At 42.4% G+C, this 21,845-nt stretch carries 19 protein-coding genes; 8 read left to right on the forward strand and 11 right to left on the reverse strand.

Features of this window, described 5'->3' with window-relative positions; genetic code table 11:
- Window positions 1-218: 218 nt before the first annotated feature.
- Window positions 219-563: a Grx4 family monothiol glutaredoxin gene (locus tag ABMY45_RS09830; RefSeq protein WP_010375406.1), complete on the reverse strand. Its 345-nt coding sequence runs from the start codon at window positions 561-563 to the stop codon at window positions 219-221.
- A 386-nt stretch (window positions 564-949) separates the two neighbouring features.
- On the opposite strand from ABMY45_RS09830, the gene ABMY45_RS09835 reads away from it, so the two are divergent.
- From ABMY45_RS09835 to ABMY45_RS09850, 4 genes are all read left to right on the forward strand, one after another.
- Window positions 950-1,531, forward strand: a complete 582-nt coding sequence (locus ABMY45_RS09835) for a Fe-Mn family superoxide dismutase (protein WP_010375405.1) — start codon at window positions 950-952, stop codon at window positions 1,529-1,531.
- Between the two features lie 185 nt (window positions 1,532-1,716).
- On the forward strand, window positions 1,717-3,639 hold the full coding sequence (locus ABMY45_RS09840; RefSeq protein ID WP_010606431.1) for a PrkA family serine protein kinase: 1,923 nt from the start codon (window positions 1,717-1,719) through the stop codon (window positions 3,637-3,639).
- Between the two features lie 25 nt (window positions 3,640-3,664).
- Window positions 3,665-4,948 (forward strand): YeaH/YhbH family protein, encoded by a 1,284-nt coding sequence (locus tag ABMY45_RS09845; protein WP_174168584.1) that lies wholly within the window; start codon window positions 3,665-3,667, stop codon window positions 4,946-4,948.
- An 18-nt stretch (window positions 4,949-4,966) separates the two neighbouring features.
- Entirely contained in the window at window positions 4,967-6,472 is a 1,506-nt protein-coding gene (locus tag ABMY45_RS09850) for a SpoVR family protein (RefSeq protein ID WP_206471602.1), read from the forward strand.
- Between the two features lie 166 nt (window positions 6,473-6,638).
- On the opposite strand, the gene ABMY45_RS09855 is transcribed toward ABMY45_RS09850, so the two are convergent.
- A complete protein-coding gene (locus ABMY45_RS09855; RefSeq protein ID WP_206471601.1) occupies window positions 6,639-6,998 on the reverse strand; it encodes a DUF4870 domain-containing protein in 360 nt (119 codons plus the stop codon).
- A gap of 388 nt (window positions 6,999-7,386) precedes the next feature.
- On the opposite strand from ABMY45_RS09855, the gene ABMY45_RS09860 reads away from it, so the two are divergent.
- Together ABMY45_RS09860 and ABMY45_RS09865 are read left to right on the forward strand one after the other, a co-directional pair.
- Window positions 7,387-8,046: a hypothetical protein gene (locus ABMY45_RS09860; RefSeq protein ID WP_206471600.1), complete on the forward strand. Its 660-nt coding sequence runs from the start codon at window positions 7,387-7,389 to the stop codon at window positions 8,044-8,046.
- Entirely contained in the window at window positions 8,028-8,513 is a 486-nt protein-coding gene (locus ABMY45_RS09865; RefSeq protein WP_174168583.1) for a DUF2269 family protein, read from the forward strand. Before ABMY45_RS09860 ends, ABMY45_RS09865 begins: the two co-directional genes overlap by 19 nt.
- Window positions 8,514-8,661: 148 nt before the next feature.
- On the opposite strand, the gene ABMY45_RS09870 is transcribed toward ABMY45_RS09865, so the two are convergent.
- Window positions 8,662-9,636 (reverse strand): diguanylate cyclase, encoded by a 975-nt coding sequence (locus tag ABMY45_RS09870; protein ID WP_010375394.1) that lies wholly within the window; start codon window positions 9,634-9,636, stop codon window positions 8,662-8,664.
- 2 nt (window positions 9,637-9,638) lie between these two features.
- Window positions 9,639-10,643, reverse strand: a complete 1,005-nt coding sequence (locus ABMY45_RS09875; RefSeq protein WP_010606424.1) for a response regulator — start codon at window positions 10,641-10,643, stop codon at window positions 9,639-9,641.
- 201 nt (window positions 10,644-10,844) lie between these two features.
- Between ABMY45_RS09875 and tpx the strand changes: the two genes are divergently transcribed.
- Complete coding sequence (gene tpx, locus ABMY45_RS09880) at window positions 10,845-11,426, forward strand: thiol peroxidase (protein WP_010606423.1); 582 nt, start codon at window positions 10,845-10,847, stop codon at window positions 11,424-11,426.
- A gap of 95 nt (window positions 11,427-11,521) precedes the next feature.
- On the opposite strand, the gene htpG is transcribed toward tpx, so the two are convergent.
- Together htpG and recR are read right to left on the reverse strand one after the other, a co-directional pair.
- On the reverse strand, window positions 11,522-13,435 hold the full coding sequence (gene htpG, locus ABMY45_RS09885) for a molecular chaperone HtpG (protein ID WP_010606422.1): 1,914 nt from the start codon (window positions 13,433-13,435) through the stop codon (window positions 11,522-11,524).
- 166 nt (window positions 13,436-13,601) lie between these two features.
- Entirely contained in the window at window positions 13,602-14,201 is a 600-nt protein-coding gene (gene recR, locus ABMY45_RS09890; RefSeq protein ID WP_010606421.1) for a recombination mediator RecR, read from the reverse strand.
- A 270-nt stretch (window positions 14,202-14,471) separates the two neighbouring features.
- Between recR and ABMY45_RS09895 the strand changes: the two genes are divergently transcribed.
- Window positions 14,472-16,547 (forward strand): M13 family metallopeptidase, encoded by a 2,076-nt coding sequence (locus ABMY45_RS09895; protein ID WP_227387233.1) that lies wholly within the window; start codon window positions 14,472-14,474, stop codon window positions 16,545-16,547.
- Between the two features lie 50 nt (window positions 16,548-16,597).
- Here ABMY45_RS09895 and ABMY45_RS09900 read toward each other — a convergent pair whose 3' ends face one another.
- From ABMY45_RS09900 to dnaX, 5 genes are all read right to left on the reverse strand, one after another.
- Entirely contained in the window at window positions 16,598-17,173 is a 576-nt protein-coding gene (locus ABMY45_RS09900) for a rhomboid family intramembrane serine protease (RefSeq protein ID WP_206471598.1), read from the reverse strand.
- Window positions 17,174-17,277: 104 nt separating this feature from the next.
- Window positions 17,278-18,258, reverse strand: a complete 981-nt coding sequence (locus ABMY45_RS09905; RefSeq protein ID WP_206471597.1) for a restriction endonuclease — start codon at window positions 18,256-18,258, stop codon at window positions 17,278-17,280.
- A 12-nt stretch (window positions 18,259-18,270) separates the two neighbouring features.
- Window positions 18,271-18,813 (reverse strand): hypothetical protein, encoded by a 543-nt coding sequence (locus ABMY45_RS09910; RefSeq protein ID WP_174168579.1) that lies wholly within the window; start codon window positions 18,811-18,813, stop codon window positions 18,271-18,273.
- 308 nt (window positions 18,814-19,121) lie between these two features.
- Complete coding sequence (locus tag ABMY45_RS09915) at window positions 19,122-19,448, reverse strand: YbaB/EbfC family nucleoid-associated protein (protein ID WP_010368987.1); 327 nt, start codon at window positions 19,446-19,448, stop codon at window positions 19,122-19,124.
- Between the two features lie 63 nt (window positions 19,449-19,511).
- A complete protein-coding gene (dnaX, locus tag ABMY45_RS09920; protein WP_349288826.1) occupies window positions 19,512-21,845 on the reverse strand; it encodes a DNA polymerase III subunit gamma/tau in 2,334 nt (777 codons plus the stop codon).

Genomic DNA, 21,845 nt, shown 5'->3' on the forward strand with positions numbered 1-21,845 from the left:
AACGTCAACTTAAGTTGATAAAAATAAGCGAGTAGCTCTGAGTTAGATAAGCGCGGATAGCGTTAATGAAAGTGTAGATATCTTAAATTCAATGAACTGCCGGTTTTCAACCAAACAGCAGACAAAAAGACTTGCTAAGAAAAGTAGGTAGGAAAATATTAGAAGATTTTTAGAAAATAAAGCATGGCAGAGTATCTACTCTGCCATTAGCGGTTAGCTTATTCCGCTGCTGCTTCGTCTTTCTTATATTTAGCTGCTGTTTCAGCAATAAGAGGTTGAAGCTCACCCTTTTGGAACATCTCAATGATGATGTCACAACCACCGATTAACTCACCTTCTACCCAAAGCTGAGGGAAAGTTGGCCAGTTCGCATAATGCGGTAGTTCAGCACGAATGTCTGGATTTAATAAAATGTCAACATAAGCAAACTGCTCACCACACGCCATCAAAGCCTGAGATGCCTGCGAAGAGAAACCACAGTTAGGGAGTTTTGGCGACCCTTTCATATATAGAATAATTGGATTTTCTTCGATCTGCTGTTTAATCTTGTCAATAGTTTCCATTAGTTACCTCAAAATGACGTTTCATCCAATGCTTATCAATATTTAGTTTAGCATCGGCGTTTTAGCTTGCTACTCACCTTAACAACACCTGTTGCATTCATAATGCCAAACTTTAAGCAGCGATAGAACCTTAGCTGCCATGGCTAAAATAAGCATAACCGCCTGTCACGATGTTCTACGCTTTGACTTCTATTCGGCATATGTTCACAAAGAATGTGTATTATAAGTCATTAAGTCACTGGCACGCATTGCTGTTTGCCAAAACTTGAGTAAAATAGTCAGGAATTATAGTATCACTATATAGGCCAATGGTATAGAAAAGTGGGCTGATGTTAGCTACCTTTCGTATGCGTTATTGGCAAATCAACCAAAAAATGGAGATTAATATGGCATTTGAACTACCGTCACTACCTTATGCACTAAATGCTCTTGAGCCGCACGTTTCTCAAGAGACGCTAGAATTCCACCACGGTAAGCACCACAACACATACGTTGTAAAGCTTAACGGCCTTATCGAAGGTACTGACTTTGAAGGTAAATCACTAGAAGAGATCGTATGTAGCTCTGAAGGTGGTGTTTTCAACAATGCTGCTCAAATCTGGAACCACACTTTCTACTGGCACAGCCTTGCGCCAAATGCAGGTGGCGAACCAACAGGTAAAGTTGCTGAACTAATTAATGCAAAATGGGGCTCATTCGCAGCATTCCAAGAAGCTTTCAACGACAAAGCAGTTAACAACTTTGGTTCAAGCTGGACTTGGTTAGTACAACTAGCTGACGGTTCTCTAGATATCGTTAACACTTCAAATGCAGCAACGCCGCTGACTGAAGAAGGTGTTACACCTATCATCACAGTTGACCTGTGGGAACACGCTTACTACATCGATTACCGTAATGTTCGTCCTGATTACCTTAAAGGTTTCTGGGCACTTGTTAACTGGGATTTCGCAAACAGCAACCTAGCTTAACATCAACTATCAGTATTGATGCAACAATGGGGCGCAACAGCGCCCTTTTTTATGTCTGTAACTCAACATTAATACATAAAAAATCTAGTTTTTTTTGGGTATTCTTCATATCGCGACTAAGCTTTAAGTAACCTTTCCAAATCTGTGATCCGCAAACCACACCAAGTAGCTTATTGGAGGTCGTTATGACAATATTTGAACATTATCAGGCCAGATATGAAGCCGCGCAAGAAGAAGAGTACACCATCGCGGAATTTCTTGAAATTTGTAAAAATGACAAATCAGCCTATGCCAGCGCACCTGAGCGACTTCTGATGGCAATAGGCGAACCAGAAATGATCGATACGTCGAAAGATGCCAGACTTAGCAGGCTGTTTTCGAATAGAGTAATAGCTCGATACCCTGCCTTCAATGAGTTTTACGGTATGGAGGATGCCATCGAACAAATCGTATCGTATCTCAAACATGCCGCACAGGGGCTTGAAGAGTGCAAACAAGTACTCTATTTACTCGGCCCGGTAGGTGGTGGTAAATCGTCTATCGCAGAAAAGCTCAAGTATTTGATGCAAAAGGTGCCGGTTTATTCTTTAAAAGGCTCACCCGTTAATGACCACCCGCTTTGCTTGTTTAGCCCACAAGAAGATGCTGACCTACTTGAAAAAGAGTACGGCATTCCTGGGCGCTATATTAAAACGATAATGTCTCCATGGGCGACCAAACGCTTACATGAGTACAATGGAGATATTACCCAATTTAAGGTCGTAAAACGTTACCCTTCCATTCTTGATCAAATTGCTATCGCGAAAACGGAGCCTGGGGATGAGAACAACCAAGATATCTCAGCACTGGTGGGCAAAGTAGATATCCGTAAACTGGAGCATTTCGCTCAAAATGACCCCGATGCCTATGCGTATTCTGGAGCGCTATGCCTTGCGAACCAAGGTTTGATGGAATTTGTCGAGATGTTTAAAGCACCCATTAAGGTGCTACACCCGCTACTAACTGCAACCCAAGAAGGCAACTACAATGGTACGGAGGGTATTTCCGCCCTACCATTTAGCGGCCTAATACTTGCTCACTCTAACGAATCTGAATGGCAAACCTTTAAGAACAATAAAAACAACGAGGCATTTTTAGACCGTGTTTACATCGTTAAAGTGCCTTATTGTTTACGCGTGTCTGAAGAGGTCAAAATTTACGAGAAGCTTATTGAAAATAGTGAGCTCAGGGAAGCCCCCTGTGCGCCTGGCACTTTAGAAACTTTAGCGAAGTTTTCAGCACTGTCTCGGATTAAAGAGCCAGAGAACTCCAGTATCTATTCAAAAATGCGGGTGTACGATGGTGAAAGCTTAAAAGACACAGATCCAAAAGCTAAGTCCTATCAAGAATACAGAGACTACGCTGGTGTGGACGAAGGCATGAGCGGCCTCTCAACTCGCTTTGCCTTTAAGATCCTCTCTCGTGTGTTTAACTTTGACCATAGTGAAGTCGCAGCAAACCCAGTTCATTTATTTTATGTACTTGAGCAACAAATTGAGCGCGAACAATTTAACGCAGAAGTACAAGAGCGCTACCTAAGCCACCTTAAAGGGTATCTAATTCCGCAATATGTCGAATTTATTGGTAAAGAGCTACAAACAGCTTACCTTGAGTCGTACTCTGAGTACGGCCAAAACATTTTTGACCGCTATGTTACCTATGCAGATTTTTGGATCCAAGATCAAGAATATCGTGACCCAGATACTGGCCAACTGTTTGATAGAGCCGCACTTAACGGCGAGCTGGAAAAGATTGAAAAGCCAGCCGGTATTTCCAATCCCAAAGATTTCCGTAACGAGATAGTCAACTTTGTTTTAAGAGCAAGAGCCCATCACAATGGTGACAATCCAGTATGGACCAGCTATGAAAAACTAAGAACGGTTATCGAGAAGAAAATGTTCTCTAATACCGAAGACTTACTCCCTGTGATTTCGTTTAATGCAAAAACCTCTGCCGAAGATCAGAAGAAGCACGAGGACTTTGTCAATCGTATGGTTGATAAAGGCTATACCCAAAAACAAGTTCGCCTACTTTCAGAATGGTATTTAAGAGTTAGAAAGTCACAGTAACTTGTTAGTATGAAGAGGGTGTTATATGGCGCATTTTATTGACCGCCGTCTTAACGGTAAAAATAAGAGCACTCTGAACCGCCAACGTTTTATCCGCCGCTACAAGAAGCAGATAAAGAAAGCGGTTTCAGAGGCCATCAACAAACGTAGTGTGACTGATATCTCCAGTGGCGAAAGCATTTCTATCCCACAACGAGATATCAGCGAGCCCACTTTCCATCAGGGAAAAGGGGGTGACAGAGAGCTCATTCACCCAGGTAACGATCAATTTTCAACGGGCGATCGGATCCAACGCCCTCCTTCTGGGCAAGGTGGTGGGTCAGGTGATGGCGAGGCAAGTAACCAAGGCGAAGGACAAGACGACTTTGTATTTTCTATTTCAAAAGACGAATACTTAGACCTATTGTTTGAAGACTTGGAGTTACCCAACTTACAACAAAGCCAGTTAGATAAATTAATGCAATTGAAAACGCATCGAGCTGGCTTTTGTAATGATGGTATGCCTAGTAACCTAGATATTGTACGTAGTTTAAAAGGCTCAATGGCACGCCGCATTGCGATGACCTCGAGTAAACGCCGAGAGTTAAGGGAGTTGGAGGAAGAACTGGCGAGTATGCTTGCTGAACCGGTTCCTCCTCAACAAAAAATCAATGATATAGAACTGCGGATCCAAGTGCTAAAAGAGCAAATAGCCGCGGTGCCTTTCATCGACAATTACGACCTACGCTTTCGTAATTACGAAAGGCGTCCGCACCCCACCAGCAAAGCGGTCATGTTTTGCTTGATGGATGTGTCTGGCTCAATGGATCAAGCCACCAAAGACATGGCAAAACGTTTTTATATTTTGCTCTATCAGTTCTTAACCCGCACTTATAAAGATATTGAGGTAGTCTATATCCGCCACCATACCCAAGCAAAAGAAGTAGACGAGCAAGAGTTTTTCTACTCGCAAGAGACAGGTGGCACAATTGTCTCTAGTGCACTGAAATTAATGGATGAAATCATTCAAGAGCGTTATGCCCAAGGCGATTGGAATATTTACGCAGCACAAGCCTCTGACGGTGATAACTGGGCAGATGATTCTCCACAATGCACCCAAATACTCTCTAACAAACTACTTAAAATTGTCCGCTACTATGCGTATATAGAGATAACGACCCGTGCACACCAAAGTCTGTGGCGGGAGTATCAAGGAGTAGCCAACTCATTTGACAACTTTGCTATGCAGCACATTCGAGGTGTAGAAGATATTTACCCTATCTTTAGAGAATTGTTCAAGAAGAACAAAAATAAGCAAAGTGCGGCATAATTTTTGGAGGGTTGCGCGATGACATATCAGCCAATTGACGATGGTCCAGATTGGACCTTTGATTTACTTGATACTTATCATCAGGAAATTGCTCGTGTAGCCGAGCATTACAGACTTGATACTTACCCAAATCAAATTGAGGTGATCACAGCTGAGCAGATGATGGATGCCTACTCAAGTGTGGGCATGCCAATTGGTTATGCACATTGGTCGTACGGTAAAAAATTTATCCAGACTGAGCAAACCTACAAACGAGGTCAAATGGGTCTTGCCTACGAGATTGTGATTAACTCTAATCCTTGTATTGCGTACTTAATGGAAGAAAATACCATGCCTATGCAGGCACTGGTGATGGCGCATGCGTGCTATGGTCATAATTCTTTCTTCAAGGGTAACTATCTATTTAAAACCTGGACGGACGCATCATCCATCATTGATTACTTGGTATTCGCTAAAAATTATGTCGCCAAGTGTGAAGAAAAGTACGGTATTGATGAGGTAGAAAACCTGATTGACTCTTGTCATGCATTAATGAATTACGGTGTTGATCGGTATAAAAGGCCGCAACGGATCTCTATGTTTGAAGAGCAAAAACGGCAAAAAGAACGGGAAGATTATTTGCAGTCCCAAGTTAATGAATTATGGCGAACCATTCCTAAAGGTGAAGATGAAGAAACAGACAACCGTGCCCGTTTCCCATCAGAACCCCAGGAAAATATACTGTATTTCATCGAGAAAAATGCCCCATTGTTGGAGTCTTGGCAACGCGAGATTATTCGTATTGTGCGTAAAGTATCACAGTACTTCTACCCGCAAAGACAAACTCAAGTCATGAATGAAGGCTGGGCTACATTTTGGCATTACACTATTTTGAACCATTTATATGACGAGGGAAAACTAAGTGATTCCTTTATGTTGGAGTTTTTGCAAAGCCATACCAATGTTGTGTATCAACCGCCATACAATAGTAAATTTTATTCTGGGATAAACCCCTATGCGCTCGGCTTTAATATGATGGTCGATATTCGCCGTATATGCGAAAACCCAACGGAAGAAGACAAACAGTGGTTCCCGGAATTTGCGGGGAGCAACTGGCTGGATACACTGCATTTTGCGATGCAAAATTTTAAAGACGAGAGCTTTATCAGCCAATTTTTATCTCCAAAGCTCATGCGCGACTTTAAGCTTTTTACGATTGTCGATAAACAAAAATCTCCGCATTTGGAAGTTGGCCCTATTCACGACGAAATGGGTTATCAACAACTTCGCAGTGCCCTTTCAGCGCAGTACAACCTCAGTAACCATGAGCCTAATATTCAAGTTTATGACGTCGATGTACGGGGAGATCGCTCACTTACGCTGAGGTATGTCCCGCAAGGCGGGATCCCACTTGCCGCTTCTAAACAAGAAGTGATAAAGCACCTCTATCGCTTATGGGGATTTAAAGTGAGACTTGAGCAAGTAGATGAAAATGGCAATATCGAGCAGATAGCTCAATGCCCTGAAGAGGAAAGTGAATCGTAACTCTGTTAGTTTGACTTAGGAGACGGCAAACAGGTTGTATTTGCCGTGACTCCTTTCTAATGCTTAGACACTTTAGCTTCAACTACTCTACAGTGAGGTGTGTTATTAAATTCTAGACAGCACGTAAACACTTCCAACTGCAGAGCTTCGCTATTCAAAGTGCCGGTTACTTAAAAAAATTGAAGCTAAGTGGATAAATCCATACTTCCCCATTATTGGCTTTCATCGCGGCAATGATGGCAAATATAATATTAAGAATAGCTAACACAACGAACCCTAAAATACCAACCGCGACAAAAACTAAAATACCGCAAATTATGGAATAGATGATTAAGCTAATTAACCAGTTAATAGTGGCTTTTCCGTGTTGGTCGATTGTTTCGTTTTTATCCTTATTGGTTGCCCACATAACCACCGGTAATACAAGCCCTAGTCCCGGAGCAACAAAGCTCGCCAGTTGGCTCAAATGTAATAACATACAGTATGTATTTAGCGGCATCCCCCAGTATTCATCATTATCGTTCATTTTTCATTCCCTTTTATTGTTGTAAGTGATTACGCATTTCAAGCAAGTGTTTCATATTGACTGAAGTCTATGGAATTCTTCCTAATGAGTTAAAATCATTTAAGGAACTACTATTCACCTGCCTCATCTTAAAATAAATGGCTAAAGACCTCTAATTGAGAACTCAACTCCCCACTCCTCCATTAAAGCTAGATAAGCCATGATTTACAAGTCTTTTGATATCAAGAGCATGAGCGTAGACATAACAACTCTGGTTAACCGCTATAGTTTAAAGACAAGGTTTATTCAATTTTCACCAAGTAAATAGTGTCTACTCAGACTAAGGCTTTACCAATTTTGGGTATAGATTTAAGATGAACCAAAGGACTCTAATCCAGACATAAAACCAATGGATCAATACAAAACCAAATTTGTTGTTGTTTATCTAATTGCTGCAATAATTACTGCGGCATGCCTATTAATGCATGGACCGATGCGTCCTGGCTTGCCTCTTGATAACACGGTAATAATGCGTATGGAGTTTATTGCTGAAAACTTAGTATTGTGGCAGTGGTCTTGGATAGCTTGGATGTTCTCTGCACTAGGTCTTTTAGTATTTAGTGTTATTTTAGCAGGTGAGCTCAAAGCAGACTTTAGAAAGCATGTTGGCCTGCTATTAGTCGCCTTGGGTGTGGCCCCAGATCTAATTGCTGAAGTAATTTATGCCTTTGTTTTACCAAAAGTAGTTCATTTAGCCATGGGAGAATCTGTATTTTTACTGTTTGAGCATATTGCAACCCATCTAACCGGTTACTTAGGTAATGGCCTTTATAATTTAGGAGGGCTTACGTTAACCTGTCTAGCCATTAAGCAAGGTATATTTAAAACATGGGTATCAGTGTGGGGGATCACCGCTTGGATTTTAGGCTTATTGCTGTCTGTATCTATCGCTGCTGGTCAACTTAAAGCTGCTGAGATATTTACTGCATCAAGCATGACTCTTAGTACACTTTGGATGATTATCTTTGCACATCAAGTTTTGAGGCCTAGATGGAATACGCAATCTTAAAATTAGTGCACATAGGTGCCTTGATTTTTTGGCTCGGCCCAGCTCTTGGTGCTTGGCTTGTATTAAAAGCAATAGAAAATGAAAATATAGGACCGGTGACCGCGAAGGTGGATCATGTGTTCTTTCTCATGGTCACACTGGAACATGTAGCATTTATTGTCCTCTTATTAACAGGCTTTTCTATGGCTTTTTTAGCTGGATGGTTTACATCTCCATGGCTCCAGCAAAAGCTACTTGTGGTCGGTCTCGTGATTATCCCGTTAGAGATTGTGGATATTTTCTTGGGAAATTGGTTAGCAGCAAAGGCATCTAAAAGAGTCCACTTGGGCATTGCAAGCGCTCAGCAACGGCGTTGGTTAGCGCTCTACCACGGCCCTTTTACTAAACTTGCACTCTTAACCATACCGGTTTCAGTCGTTATCGTGATGTATTTAGCGGTGAGTAAGATGCCACTTTTATCACTTTAATTCGCGGAATAACCGAACGATACTGTTGATTTGTCTAACAGACCGCTGTTCATTCCACACCGATACTAAAAAGTTAGTGGGGTAAGAATTATAAAGTGGCAATATGAATAGAACCGCATCGCGCTAAAGTCACCATATAAAGATAAATTTACTCGCTGGCCATGTCTTCAGAGTATACAGTTACCCGATTTCTTCCGCCCTCTTTAGAAACATACAAAGCGCTGTCCGCGGCTTCAATCCATTGTTCATGTTTTTCAAAAGACTCTTCGTACACGGCAACACCAAGGCTAACCGTAATCTTTATTTGTTGTTCATCGTAGTAAATAGATGAGTTTTCTATTAACGAGCGCAGTCTTTCGGCGAAAGTGATTGCACCCTTTACGTCTGTGTCGAGCAAAGTCACTGCAAACTCTTCACCGCCGTAGCGGCCTGCAGTGTCCGTTTCGCGTAGTGTTTTGCGTAGTAAGTCAGAGATATGGCGGATTGCCTCATCTCCACCACTGTGACCGTATTCGTCATTGATACGCTTAAAGTGGTCAATATCAAACATAAGCAATGCACTTTGGCCTTGATTACGTTTCAAGCGTTTAAACTCTTGCTTTAGGCTTTCTTCCCAAAAGCCGCGATTATGCAACTGCGTTAAACTGTCTGTTCGGCTAATTTTTTCTAATTGTTTATTCAACGACTCAAGCTCTAACTTGTTGATTGCTTCGTCGGTTACATCGTATATGATCACACAAATATGCCCTACATCCCCCGTCACTGTGGTCAATGGGATGAAAGTTGCATTCTGATACATATAATCCGCTTTGCCTGTGATAGGTCGATAATTTTTGAATCGGAAAATATACGGCTGCTGCTCCCAAATGGTAAACGACCGATTTTTTAGCACGAATACAGGCTCAGCTTTTGATCTAAACCATTGCTCATCAATACTTGGGAACAAATCAAAAATGTCTTTATCTTTAACCGCACTCGGTAACAAACCAGAATGATTTTCCATAAAACCATTCCATATACATACCTTGTAGTCGCGATCGAGTACCACCAAGCCAACATCTACGGTGTTAAACATATCCATTAACCAATGGATTTCATTCATATCAAAATCGGCTGCAGGCATAGTTAATCATCCAATAAATAGGCTACTTTGTATTTTAATGTTTTAAGCGAGTCTTCTGTGAATAGCAGCATAAGGTCACAGTTAATGTTGTGATGCTCGATGCCATAGCTAATCTCTATAGCGAGCGTTCTTTGCCATCTCGCTTTGTTGGCTTTCACAAGCTCAGCAACATCACAATGTTGGCCAAGCACCACTGGGTGGCCTTGACTGAAAGACATATCGAGCTGCTTAGATAGTCCCGTTAAAATTGCGCCAATCAAGATATTGCTAATATCCATTAAAAGCTCGAGCTCAACTTTGGTATTAAGATCGCCATGATAATTCATCAAAGATGCGATCTCTTTGAAACTAGAATCATTGAGCAGTAGTAGCGCTTCTCCGGAAACACCACCGCCAATAAAGCCTTGGCAAACGCCCGACGTAGTTGCGCTCGCATCAATTGCTTGCAGTGCCATATGCAGCTCATTGACTTCGAGTACATTAACGTTTGGAATAGGTAATTCAACGAATACGTTTAGCAATCGCGCCAACAAATCCCCCGCCTGCCCCATAGCAACGTTGGTAAGCTCTTGATAGATATCACGGATCTCAGGGTCTAGCTGCTCACCAAGTTTATGAACCAAGCTTTCTCTGATTGCTTTGTCTTTTATTCCATGATGCTCAATAATTTCAGCAAGCTTAGCTGCATCACAGGGCTTACGGATAAAATCAATAGCGCCAAGTTCTATCACTCGTTGGTGCGCATTAGGCTGGATGTCGCCGGAAACAACGACAGTAAGCACGGATAAATCTTGCTCGGTAATGGCCTGTAGCACTTCATAGCCATCCATCTGCGGCATATTTAGATCAAGGAATAGAATCTCTGGAGAAAGTGCTTTTATTTGTTTAATACAGTCGAGTCCATTCTCTGCAAATTCTACTTTAATATCCCAGTCGTCTGGCAATGAACGCGCCAGCTGCCGACGGGCAAGTTTTGAATCGTCACAAATTAGGACTAGTGTTGACATACAAGCTCTCTTTCTGTTTCCCATGCGTATCGGCACGATGTCGGGAAGTTTTAGTTATAATTATGAGATTAAAGCTTAAAATTGCGACATATGTTAATAAAACGACGCCATCTTGACAATCTAAATGTCACTTAAGCTTGGTTAGTTACTGTCAGTATAATACACTCAAATCAATTAAGTTAACTTCAAAAGGAATACTTTATGCTGAAAGCGTTAGTTTTAGCGAGTGGTCTGTTTAGTGCGATATCATTGGCTTATGATTTACCTGAAAACTCGGTAGATATGGGCAAGGTAAAAGCGCAAGGTAAAGCGGTGGTATTGCTTGGTAATGGTGTAAAGCAAGGTCAGGCTGCACCGGATTTTAAGGTTGCCGATGCTGACTTCAGCCCTGTTACCCTGAAAGACTTTGAAAGTCGTGCAATTTTAATTAGTGTTGTTCCAAGCCTAGATACTGGCACTTGCAGCCTACAAACTAAACATTTCAATGAAAAAGTAGCAAGCCAATTTCCTGATGTTGCCATGTTGACGATTAGTGCTGACTTGCCGTTTGCGCAAAAGCGCTTTTGCAAAGCAGAAAATATCGACAAGGTTAAAACATTATCAGACGCCGTATGGCATTCTTTTGGTGAAAATTATGGCTTGTTGATTAAAGATATGGGCCTGCTCAGTCGTGCAATTTTTGTGCTAGACAAGGAACACAAGGTTGTTTACAAGCAGCTGGTAGAAAATTTAGCAAAAGAGCCAAACTACGAAGAAGTCGTTGGCGCACTGAAGAGTCTATAGCCTCACTATATACTCTCATCAATAAATACAACAAAGCCGGTCACTTAACAACGACCGGCTTTTTCAATTCGTTATACCAATTTACTTCATTAATTTTACTTTTGTAGATCTAGCATTAGCTTATTAAGACGGCTTACAAAACCCGCTGGATCTTTCAGGCTACCACGCTCTGCAAGCATTGCTTGGTCTAGTAGTACTTCTGCCCATTGTCCAAACTTATCTTCGTCTTGTTCGTTATTCAAGTGCTTAACCAATTGGTGCTCAGGGTTAAGTTCAAATACCGGCTTAGACTCAGGCACGGCTTGACCCACCTGCTCCATTAGCTTTTGCATCTGAGAGCTCATGTCGTGATCGTCTGCAACCACACACGCAGGAGAATCTGTTAAGCGGTGCGTAAAGCGTACTTCTTTCACTTTATCGCCAAGTGCTGTTTTCACGCGCTCAACTAGGCCTTCAACTTCTTTCTCACTTTCTTCGTGTGCTTTTTTCGTCTCTTCGTCATCCATATCACCTAAGTCAAGATCACCACGCGTGATTGACTGAAGTGGCTTCTCGTTGAATTCAGTGAGGTGGCTCATCATCCACTCGTCAACACGATCCGACAACAGTAAAACTTCAATGCCTTTCTTACGGAAGATTTCAAGATGCGGTGAACTCTTTGCTGCTTCAAAGCTATCAGCCACAACATAGTAAATCTTATCTTGGCCTTCTTTCATACGCTCAATGTACTGCTCAAGAGAAACATTTTGCGTTTTCTCGTCAGTATGTGTAGAGCTAAAGCGCAATAGTTTTGCAATAGCATCTTTGTTTGCGAAATCTTCAGCAGGACCTTCTTTGATCACATTACCAAATTCATTCCAGAATGCTTGGTAATCTTCTGGTTTGTTTTTGCCCATACGCTCAAGCATTTTAAGTACACGAGATGTACAGCCTTTACGAATAGCTTGAGTGATCTTGTTGTCTTGTAGGATCTCACGAGATACGTTAAGCGGTAAATCGTTAGAATCTAGTAAGCCTTTAACAAAGCGCAGGTAGCTTGGCATAAACTGCTCGGCATCATCCATGATGAACACGCGTTGTACATAAAGCTTAAGGCCAGCTTGACGCTCACGATTGTATAAATCGAAAGGTGCCTTTTTAGGGATATAAAGTAGGCTGGTGTATTCAGTTTTACCTTCTACTTTATTGTGTGCCCAAGTGAGTGGCTCTTCCCAATCATGACCAACATGCTTGTAGAACTCTTTATATTCTTCTTCGCTGATCTCTGATTTATCACGAGTCCAAAGTGCTGTGGCTTTGTTGATCGCTTCCCACTCGCCAGGTTGCGCTTCAATTTTCTCGCCATCTGGGCCTTCAGATTCAGGAACTGGGTCTTTATAAAGTTCAACAGGAATTGAAATGTGATCTGAGTATTTAGTCACAATACCGCGAAGGCGATAAGTTTCAAGGAACTCACTCTCTTCTTCACGAAGATGTAGTGTGATCTCTGTACCACGCTCTGCTTTTTCGATTTCAGCAATCGTGAAGTCGCCTTCACCTTGCGATTCCCATTCAACCGCCTCTGACTCACCCGCTTTACGCGTACGAACCGTTACTTTATCAGCAACAATGAATGCAGAATAGAAACCAACACCGAACTGACCAATCAGCTGTGAATCTTTTGCTTGGTCGCCAGTTAGGTTTTTAAAGAAATCAGCTGTACCAGATTTTGCGATGGTACCTAATGAGCTGATCACTTCGTCACGCGTCATACCAATACCATTGTCAGAAATGGTAATGGTTTTTGCATCTTTGTTTACGCTTAAGCGAACACGTAGCTCCGCGTCACCTTCGTAAAGGTCACCATTTTGCAAAGCTAAATAACGTAGTTTGTCAGCCGCGTCTGAAGCGTTAGATACTAATTCGCGTAAAAAGATCTCTTTGTTTGAGTACAAAGAGTGGATCATTAGGTTTAATAATTGTTTGACTTCTGTTTGAAAGCCTAATGTTTCTTTTTGAGCTGCGGACATTGTTCTCTCCAATATAAGCAATTAATGCAGTGTTCTTTATCAATATGCTAGGTATATGGGGGAGGAGAAAAAACTTTCAAGAGACTGAACAAAATTTTTAACAAATCGCCCTATTTTTTAGATTCAATTGCTCCAAAAACAGGGCTTTTAGCAAGAAGCGTTAAGATTAGAGCTTCTTACGCCCGCTAAACGCATGCATTAACGTCATACCGTCTACCAGGTCAAGCTCACCGCCGACAGGCATACCATGGGCAATACGTGACGCTTCAACCTGATACTTATGACATAACTCAGAAATATAATGTGCCGTTGCCTCGCCTTCCACCGTTGGGTTTGTCGCTAAGATAACTTCATTAATATTGCCAGCACTTAGCTTACGCTCAAGGACATCAAGGCCGATTTCATTAGGGCCAATTCCATCCAGAGGCGATAAATGCCCCATCAGCACAAAATACAAGCCATTAAATTGGCCCGTTTGCTCTATCGCCAATACGTCCGTTGGTGATTCAACCACACAAAGCAGCCCTGTGTCTTGGCGCTTGATACTTTGGCAAATATCACACACCTCAACCTCACTAAATGTTCGGCAGCTTGAGCAATGACCGATGGCTTGCATCGCATGAGTAAGGCTTTGCCCCAGTTGGCTGCCGCCCTCTCTGTCTCGCTCTAATAAATGAAAGGCAATACGTTGCGCAGACTTAGGCCCAATGCCAGGTAAACAACGCAGCGCTTCAATAAGCGCCGTTAAACTTGGTGATAATTGCATAAATTCGTTTCTTGTGGCCCATGCAGTGCAAACGCACCGATAACAATGCCGAAATGATAAGGGATATTTCTATTGATTTAAAGCTTGAAGCAATTTCAATTCCCTTCACGCATTGTGAAGTTTAAAAACGCATTTACCATGAATTTTTCAACAATTCGACTCAAATGCTTGCAGCAAACAGGTATTCGCTCGACAATGGTTCCATTCCCGATAGTAAATACAATAGGACGACTGTCGGGCTCACTTCTCGAACTAGATAGAGACTACATAATGAAAAAAACGATAATAGCAAGTGCACTTGCAGCCGTTATGCTGACGGCTTGCTCTGAGCCACAAGTCACAACAAGTGAAACCCAAAAAACAGAAAACGCAGCGGTAGCCACTGGTAAGGCCGAACTTGGCAACTTTGGTGTTGACCTCAGTGCACGCGATGAAAGTGTAAAACCAGGCGATGATTTCTTTATGTACGCCAGCGGCACTTGGTACAAAAACTACGAAATGCCAGCAGACAAAACGCGTTTTGGTGCATTCTCTGCACTTGCTGAACGCAGTGAAGAGCAAGTAAAAACCATTATCGAAGAGATTGCTAACGGTAAAAACCTAAACGCCGAAGAGCAGCTAATTGCCGATTTTTACAATGCTTATATGGATGTTGAAACCCTAAATAAGCTTGGTATTAAACCTATTCAGCCACTACTTGCTGACATTGACGCCATTAACAACACTGACGGTCTAACCAAAGCATTCGGACAATCTTGGTTAACTGGCGTAAATGCGCCGATCGGCGGCGGTATGTGGTTTAACCGTCTAGACCCAAATAAATATGAGATGTCGATGGGTGCTGGCGGACTTGGACTACCAGATCGCTCTTACTATTTAGAAGAGGCTGAGCGTTTTGTTAAAACTCGAGAAGCATACGTTACGCATATTGCAGATATGCTTAAATTTGCGGGTAAAGACAAGCCGACTGAGCGCGCAGAGGCCATTCTTGCACTTGAAACTAAAATTGCTGAGGGACACTGGCCACGTGAAAAACGCAGAAATCGCGACCTGACATTAAATCAAGTCAAACGTGACGAACTAGCAACACAGTACCCAGGTTTTAATTGGGATTTATATTTTGCTGAAACAGGCTACAAAGTGCCTCAGCTAAATATGTCTCAGCCAGAGCCGATTAAAGCAATGATTGCGCTTATCAACTCTGAAGACTTGGCCGTTTGGAAAGACTACTTAACTTATCACGCAATTAGCGGCAATGCGTCGCTGCTGTCTGAAGATATCTTCAATACTAACTTTGAATTTTATGGCAAACATTTAAGTGGTCAACAAGAACCACGTGCTCGTTGGAAACGCGCAATAAGCGAAATGTCTGGCACTACGTCGCTTGGCTTTGCAATTGGTAAAGTTTACGTTGCCCGTTACTTCCCAGAGTCTTCTAAAAAACAAATGTCAGAATTGGTTGAAAACCTACGCACCGCGCTTGGTGAAAGGATTGAAAGCTTAGACTGGATGGGGGAAGAAACAAAAGTAAATGCTCAAGCAAAACTTGCCGCATTTACGCCTAAGATTGGCTACCCTGATAAATGGCAATCATTTGATGGGTTAACCTTAACCCGCGATAACTTAATGACGAATGTGAAAAACCTACGTGAGTTTTTCCGCAATGACAGTATCGCCAAAGAGCTTGAAAAAACCGATCGTAACCGCTGGGGTATGACACCGCAACGCGTAAACGCCTACTACAACAGCTCGTTTAATGAAATCGTTTTCCCTGCGGCAATTTTACAACCGCCATTCTTCGACCCAAATGCAGATCCTGCAGTAAACTACGGCGGTATTGGCGCGGTGATAGGCCACGAAATGGGCCACGGCTTTGACGACCAAGGCTCAAAATCCGATGCCAATGGTATTCAGCGTAACTGGTGGACCGATGCCGACCGCGCTGCTTTCGAAGAAAAAGCAGACAAGCTCGCGGCACAATACAACAAATATGAGCCTATTGAAGGTAACTTCGTAAACGGTCGCAACAGCCTTGGCGAAAACATCGGTGACGTGGGCGGCCTTGCGATGGCTTATCATGCATATAAACTGAGCCTAAACGGCAAAGAAGCACCTGTGATTGATGGCTTGACTGGCGACCAACGTTTCTTCCTTGCTTGGGCACAAGTGTGGAAAGAAAAGCGTACTGAGCAAAGCATGCTAAACCAGCTACGCGCAGGTACGCACGCACCGGGTCAATTTAGAGCCCTTGCGCCTCGCAACCATGATGCATGGTATAAAGCGTTTGACGTTAAACCGGGCGACAAACTGTACCTAGCACCTGAAGAACGCGTGCGTATTTGGTAATAACTTAAATCCCAAAGCATAACCTGCCGTCACTGGTAGGTTATGCTGCTTTAACGCCGAGCAATACGCTTTTGCTTGGTTAAGTATGCCCCGCCTAATCCGCTTAAAAACCCAAAAATATGACTTGAACTACTCGTCTGTGCAGAAAAATCAAATAACGTCGCTAAAAAACTAATGTTGGCATAGTAAGTCAATACCAGCAGAGCAATAAAACTAACAATACCAAGCACATCTCGATTGAATAGCGCAGCACCCAGCAGTAAGCCAAAGTAACCCATTACAATGCCTGATGCACCAATGTGATTAGCGTGCCCAGCAAACAGCCACACCAACAGCCCTGTAGCAACCACAATAAAAAGTGTTGCTCGCTTAAACCTTGGTAATCTCGCTGCCAAATAGCCACTAATACTTAAGCCGAGCAAATTACTCAGCAAATGTCCCCAGCTACCATGCACAAAAGGCGCGGTTAACACACCACTCAAATGATGAACATTATGCGGTACAATCCCAAAACGATAGGCGGGTAAGCCAAAAATACCACCCAACACCTGTACGAGGCACATCACCACCATCGCGTACAAAACCAGCTTAAAATTGGGCGGAAAAACTAGTGCACGTTTACTCATCTTATTGTCCACATCCCCTCTAATGGCACACCGCTGATAAGGTGGCTAAATTTTATTAACCTGTTAAAGCCAAGGGCATGTCACAACATCTTGGCTAAGGTCGATTAGAGTAACTTAGGAAGTACAGATAACCCTAGTTTTTCTTTAGTTGAAACAGACAACTTATCAACTTGAGAGATTATTTTGGCGGCTAATGCTTCTCCTTCCATAACACTTACCCCATGTTCACTTGCATATTCTTTAACTTCATCTGAAACAATACCAGTGGTAATCAACCATAAACTAACATTCGGTGTTTCTTTTTCAAATTCAATTAACTGATCAACTCCCCAATTACTAGTTGTACCTGAATGATGCTTACACTGAACATACACGATATTTGTCCCAGAAAAGTCATCACTTTTTTCCGCCCTAATATCAATATCAGAATGATCATTTGTCTGACTTTTTGACATAATATGCGTTCGATAACCTTCAATTTCTAAGAGTTCAGCAATTAACTTTTCTAAACCATACCCACCACTTTCTAGTCTAGATTGCCCTGTTATCAATCTATCTAGCAAACTACGTTCAATATGTTTTAATTCAATTTCTACTCGAGTCTGAAATTCTGAGTCAAATTTTATCTCTAGGTTTTGCTGTAGTTTTTCAATATAGCCGGTAATTTCTTCTTTAAATTCATTAAGGTTGGCAATCGACATCCTTATCTTTAATCTGCTTTGTAAGCCCTCGGTTAATTGATACCTTGGGATCTTAACCAAATTACCATTAGACTTTTTAAAAAAATTGACCGCGACTCTATTAGCTCCATTCCAAGGTGTTTCAGCGAATGATTTTTCACCAACTGCAACCCCTATTAACACAGCCCTATTTATCGGAACTACTACGATATCGCCTGCTGAAATTTCAAAAAATCGTTTGATTTGATTTCTTTGTCTGCCGACATCGATTCCCCTCTCTTTAATAAACTCATCAATTTCAAAAAAAGAATTAAATTTACTCAAATTAATTTCACGCCAACCATAACCAACTAAAGCCTGCTCGGCTAAGTACTCTGGGCCTCTAACTAATATTATGTTTTTCATTTTGTTCGTCCTTTACAGGTTAAGCCAATGCCAAAACGCTTCGGGCATTTCTTGCTCTACCATTTCCATAGCTTTGATATCGACAGTACTGTTACAACCCATCAGAGGTACTTCAATTTCTCTTGATTGCTCAGCCCAGCTAACTTCAAAGTAACGAACATTTTCATCATCATGGCATATCTTAGTTACTCTACCGAAACCGTATAGCTTCATGGTTTTACCAAATTGTTCACGCTTTTTAAGGACAAGAAGGTCACCTGCACACACTTCATACCATCGATTTATCTGAACTTCACTCTCTAGATAGTCAAAACGACAAATCCCATTTTCTTTCCAAAAAATATCTAATCTATTTGAAAAATCAGCTTCGGGACAAAAGCCCATAAATAAAATTGATGTATCTGCAGGCTTACTATATGGGATCGCATCAAGTATTAACTTTGCGTCTTTATCTCCTTTGTTGAAAATGCGTAGCGCATTTTCTTGTAAAACAGCCATTTGAGCTCGCGTTAAACTGCCACTTTTTAACTGGTCAAGTTGATTTTGATACTTCATAAATCCATCTCCACATTTAGAGTAGTTCAATACAGATAGACTTAAGTTAGAACATTTCCACAAAAAATAAAAGCTTTATTATTCAATTATATAAAGATAATTTTCAATGTAAAATGCCTAAATCCCGTGCTATAGAATCGGTTTAAATCCATTTAGAACCCTCTTTTTTCAAAAAAGTAGATTACGATGATAATTTTAAGGGCTCAGATAAAGTAACAGCCCTCACCGAATCCGTGGTATCTATTAGGTATCCCTAAATTTCAGACAAAAAAATAGCGCCTTTAGGCGCTATTTTTATAGGATTCTTATTAAAACGGCATTTTGAAACCTGGAGGCATTTGCATGCCGCCGGTGACTTCTGACATACGCTTTTGCGTTTCTTCACCTACACGTCGCACTGCGTCGTTTACCGCAGCGGCTAGTAGGTCTTCGATCATGTCTTTGTCGTCTTCCATTAGGCTTTCGTCGATTTCTACGCGACGTACGTTGTGGCTACCAAGCATAGTCACTTTTACTAAACCTGCGCCTGCTTCACCTGTTACTTCTAGGCTCTTGATCTCTTCTTGGGCTTTTTCCATGCGCTCTTGCATTTGCTGCGCCTGCTTCATGATGTTGCCCATTCCGCCTTTAAACATATTCTGCTCTCTTATACTTCAATTTGGTTTACTGTGATAAAAGATAAGGGCTAACGCCCTTAATTACAATGCCTGAACACTATTTTCGTCAAGCATTGCGTCAAATTCTTGGACAAACGCGCTGACGAGAGGATCGTCACGCATCGCCGCTTTAGCTTGGACAAGCCTATGTTCATCTAACTGTTGCTGTACCAAAAACGGCGTGTTATTTACCGTGTCGATATAGTTAATCTCAAGCGCGATTGGCTGCTCAAGTAATGCGCTTAGGCTTTCAGTTAGTTTCTCTCTCAGCACTGCTGAATCCAAGTGCTGTTGACTCGCATCTACTTGCAATTGTACCTGCGCGCCTTGCTGCGTTATCACACTGTGTAATGCATACTGGCGAATTCGGCCACCTAATTGCATCTTTTCAATCATGTTTGCCCAATCGTCGCTCTGGTGAGCAAACTTAATGCCACTGATAGGACTAACAAAGTTTTCCGGTGCAGGGATCTCCACTTGAATACTTTGCTCGTTATCATCTTGTTTTACCGGTGATAACTGCTCTAGCAATTCTGGCGCTAAATTTTCCGTAATAGGTTTGTGGCGCTCTTGAAACGCTTCTTTCTTTTGCTTTTTTGGTGCCAAGCGAGGTGCTGCCGGCTGTGCACGTTGCGGCTGAGGCTGAAGCTGATACTCAGGTGTGGTTACCGTCGTGGCTGGCGCTTGCTCTATTGGCATTGGCGCACTAGGCGCCTCAGACTTTTTTACCTCACCATTGGCTCCCACCAATCGACCCGCCCCAGAGATATTACGATTTTTTAAAATTCGTGCTATTGCTGACTGGGCTTGGTTTTGCTGCTCAGTAACACTGGCCGTAGCAACAGGTTCTGAAGCGCTTTGGTTTTGCACCTCAGGTTGAGACCAATCCTCTTGATTTTGCGATGCCATTTGCGCGTATGCAGCATCATCGACTGGCGCACTTTCATGATGATGTGCAGGAACTTGTTCTTGGAACCCCTGCTCTACCGCCTCTGACATGATACTGTCGTATTGGTTGGCCATCTCCGCCTCAGATGGCACAGAGGCGACTGGTGCTTGGCTTTGCACAGCTGGCGTTGGCGACACCGGCTCATAATGTGTTGTTTGTTGCACGGCTGGTGTCGTTGCTTCTGGTGCATATGTAGGTGTTGCTGTCGGCTGCACCTGAGGTGATGCCGCTACCGTTGCATTATCTTCCGTTGGCTTTTCTAACAGCGCTCGTAAATCCCCTACTTTGCTTTGCTTTTCAGAAGTCTCTTGGCTCACAGGAGCGCTAGGCACTACACTATGACTTTCTTTTTCGAACGCCATTAAGCGCAGCATGACCATCTCAAACCCAAGTTTAGGCTCGGGTGCCCACTTTAGGTCTTTTTTGCCATTTAACAGCAGTTGATACAACAACTGACCCTGTTGCGGTGCTAATTGCTCGGCAAATAGCTTAATGTCGTTGTTATCAAAATTTGATAACCGCGCAGCACTAGGCACAAGTTGAGTGAGCTGAATAACATGCAATAACGCAATTAAATCGTCCAGCACACTGACAAAATTACCGTTTTGTAGTGCTATTTTTTCAACCGCATTGAGTAAGGCATCACCGTCGTGACATAAAATTGCAGACAGCAAAATGACCGCATGAGCACTATCCATCAGTCCCAGCATAGATTGCACTGCAGGCACCGTTAAATTGCCATTTGTTTGTGCAATAGCCTGATCAGTCAAACTGAGTGCGTCACGCATACTGCCATCAGCGGCCTTCGCTAACGTTTGTAGCGCTACTGGATCAAAGGCAACTTGCTCTAGCGGCAGGATTTTCTCTAACTGTTCAACTATTTGCCCTTGTGTCATTGCGTTCAGGTTGAACTGTAAACAGCGAGACAGAATAGTCACAGGCAACTTCTGTGGATCGGTTGTGGCGAGCAAAAATTTTACGTGCTCTGGCGGCTCTTCTAAGGTTTTAAGGAGCGCATTAAAACTGTGCTTCGACAGCATATGCACTTCATCGATGAGATAAACCTTGTAGCGACCACGGGTTGGTGCATATTGTACGTTGTCTAAGATTTCTCGCGTGTCTTCAACTTTTGTGCGAGAAGCCGCATCAATTTCGATTAAATCGATAAACTTACCAGTTTCAATCTCAGTACAGGCACTACACTGACCACAAGGCGTTGAAGTAACGCCTTGTTCGCAGTTAAGGCTTTTGGCAAAGATCCTAGCAATGGTTGTTTTGCCCACACCACGTGTTCCGGTGAATAAATAGGCATGGTGTAAACGCTTTTCATTGAGTGCGTTAACCAGAGCTTGTTTAACATGCTCTTGCCCCATTAATTCATGGAAGTTTTGCGGACGCCATTTTCGCGCCAGAACCTGATAGCTCAT

It is taken from the genome of Pseudoalteromonas sp. XMcav11-Q (assembly GCF_040104525.1).
In the GTDB taxonomy this organism is placed as follows: domain Bacteria; phylum Pseudomonadota; class Gammaproteobacteria; order Enterobacterales; family Alteromonadaceae; genus Pseudoalteromonas.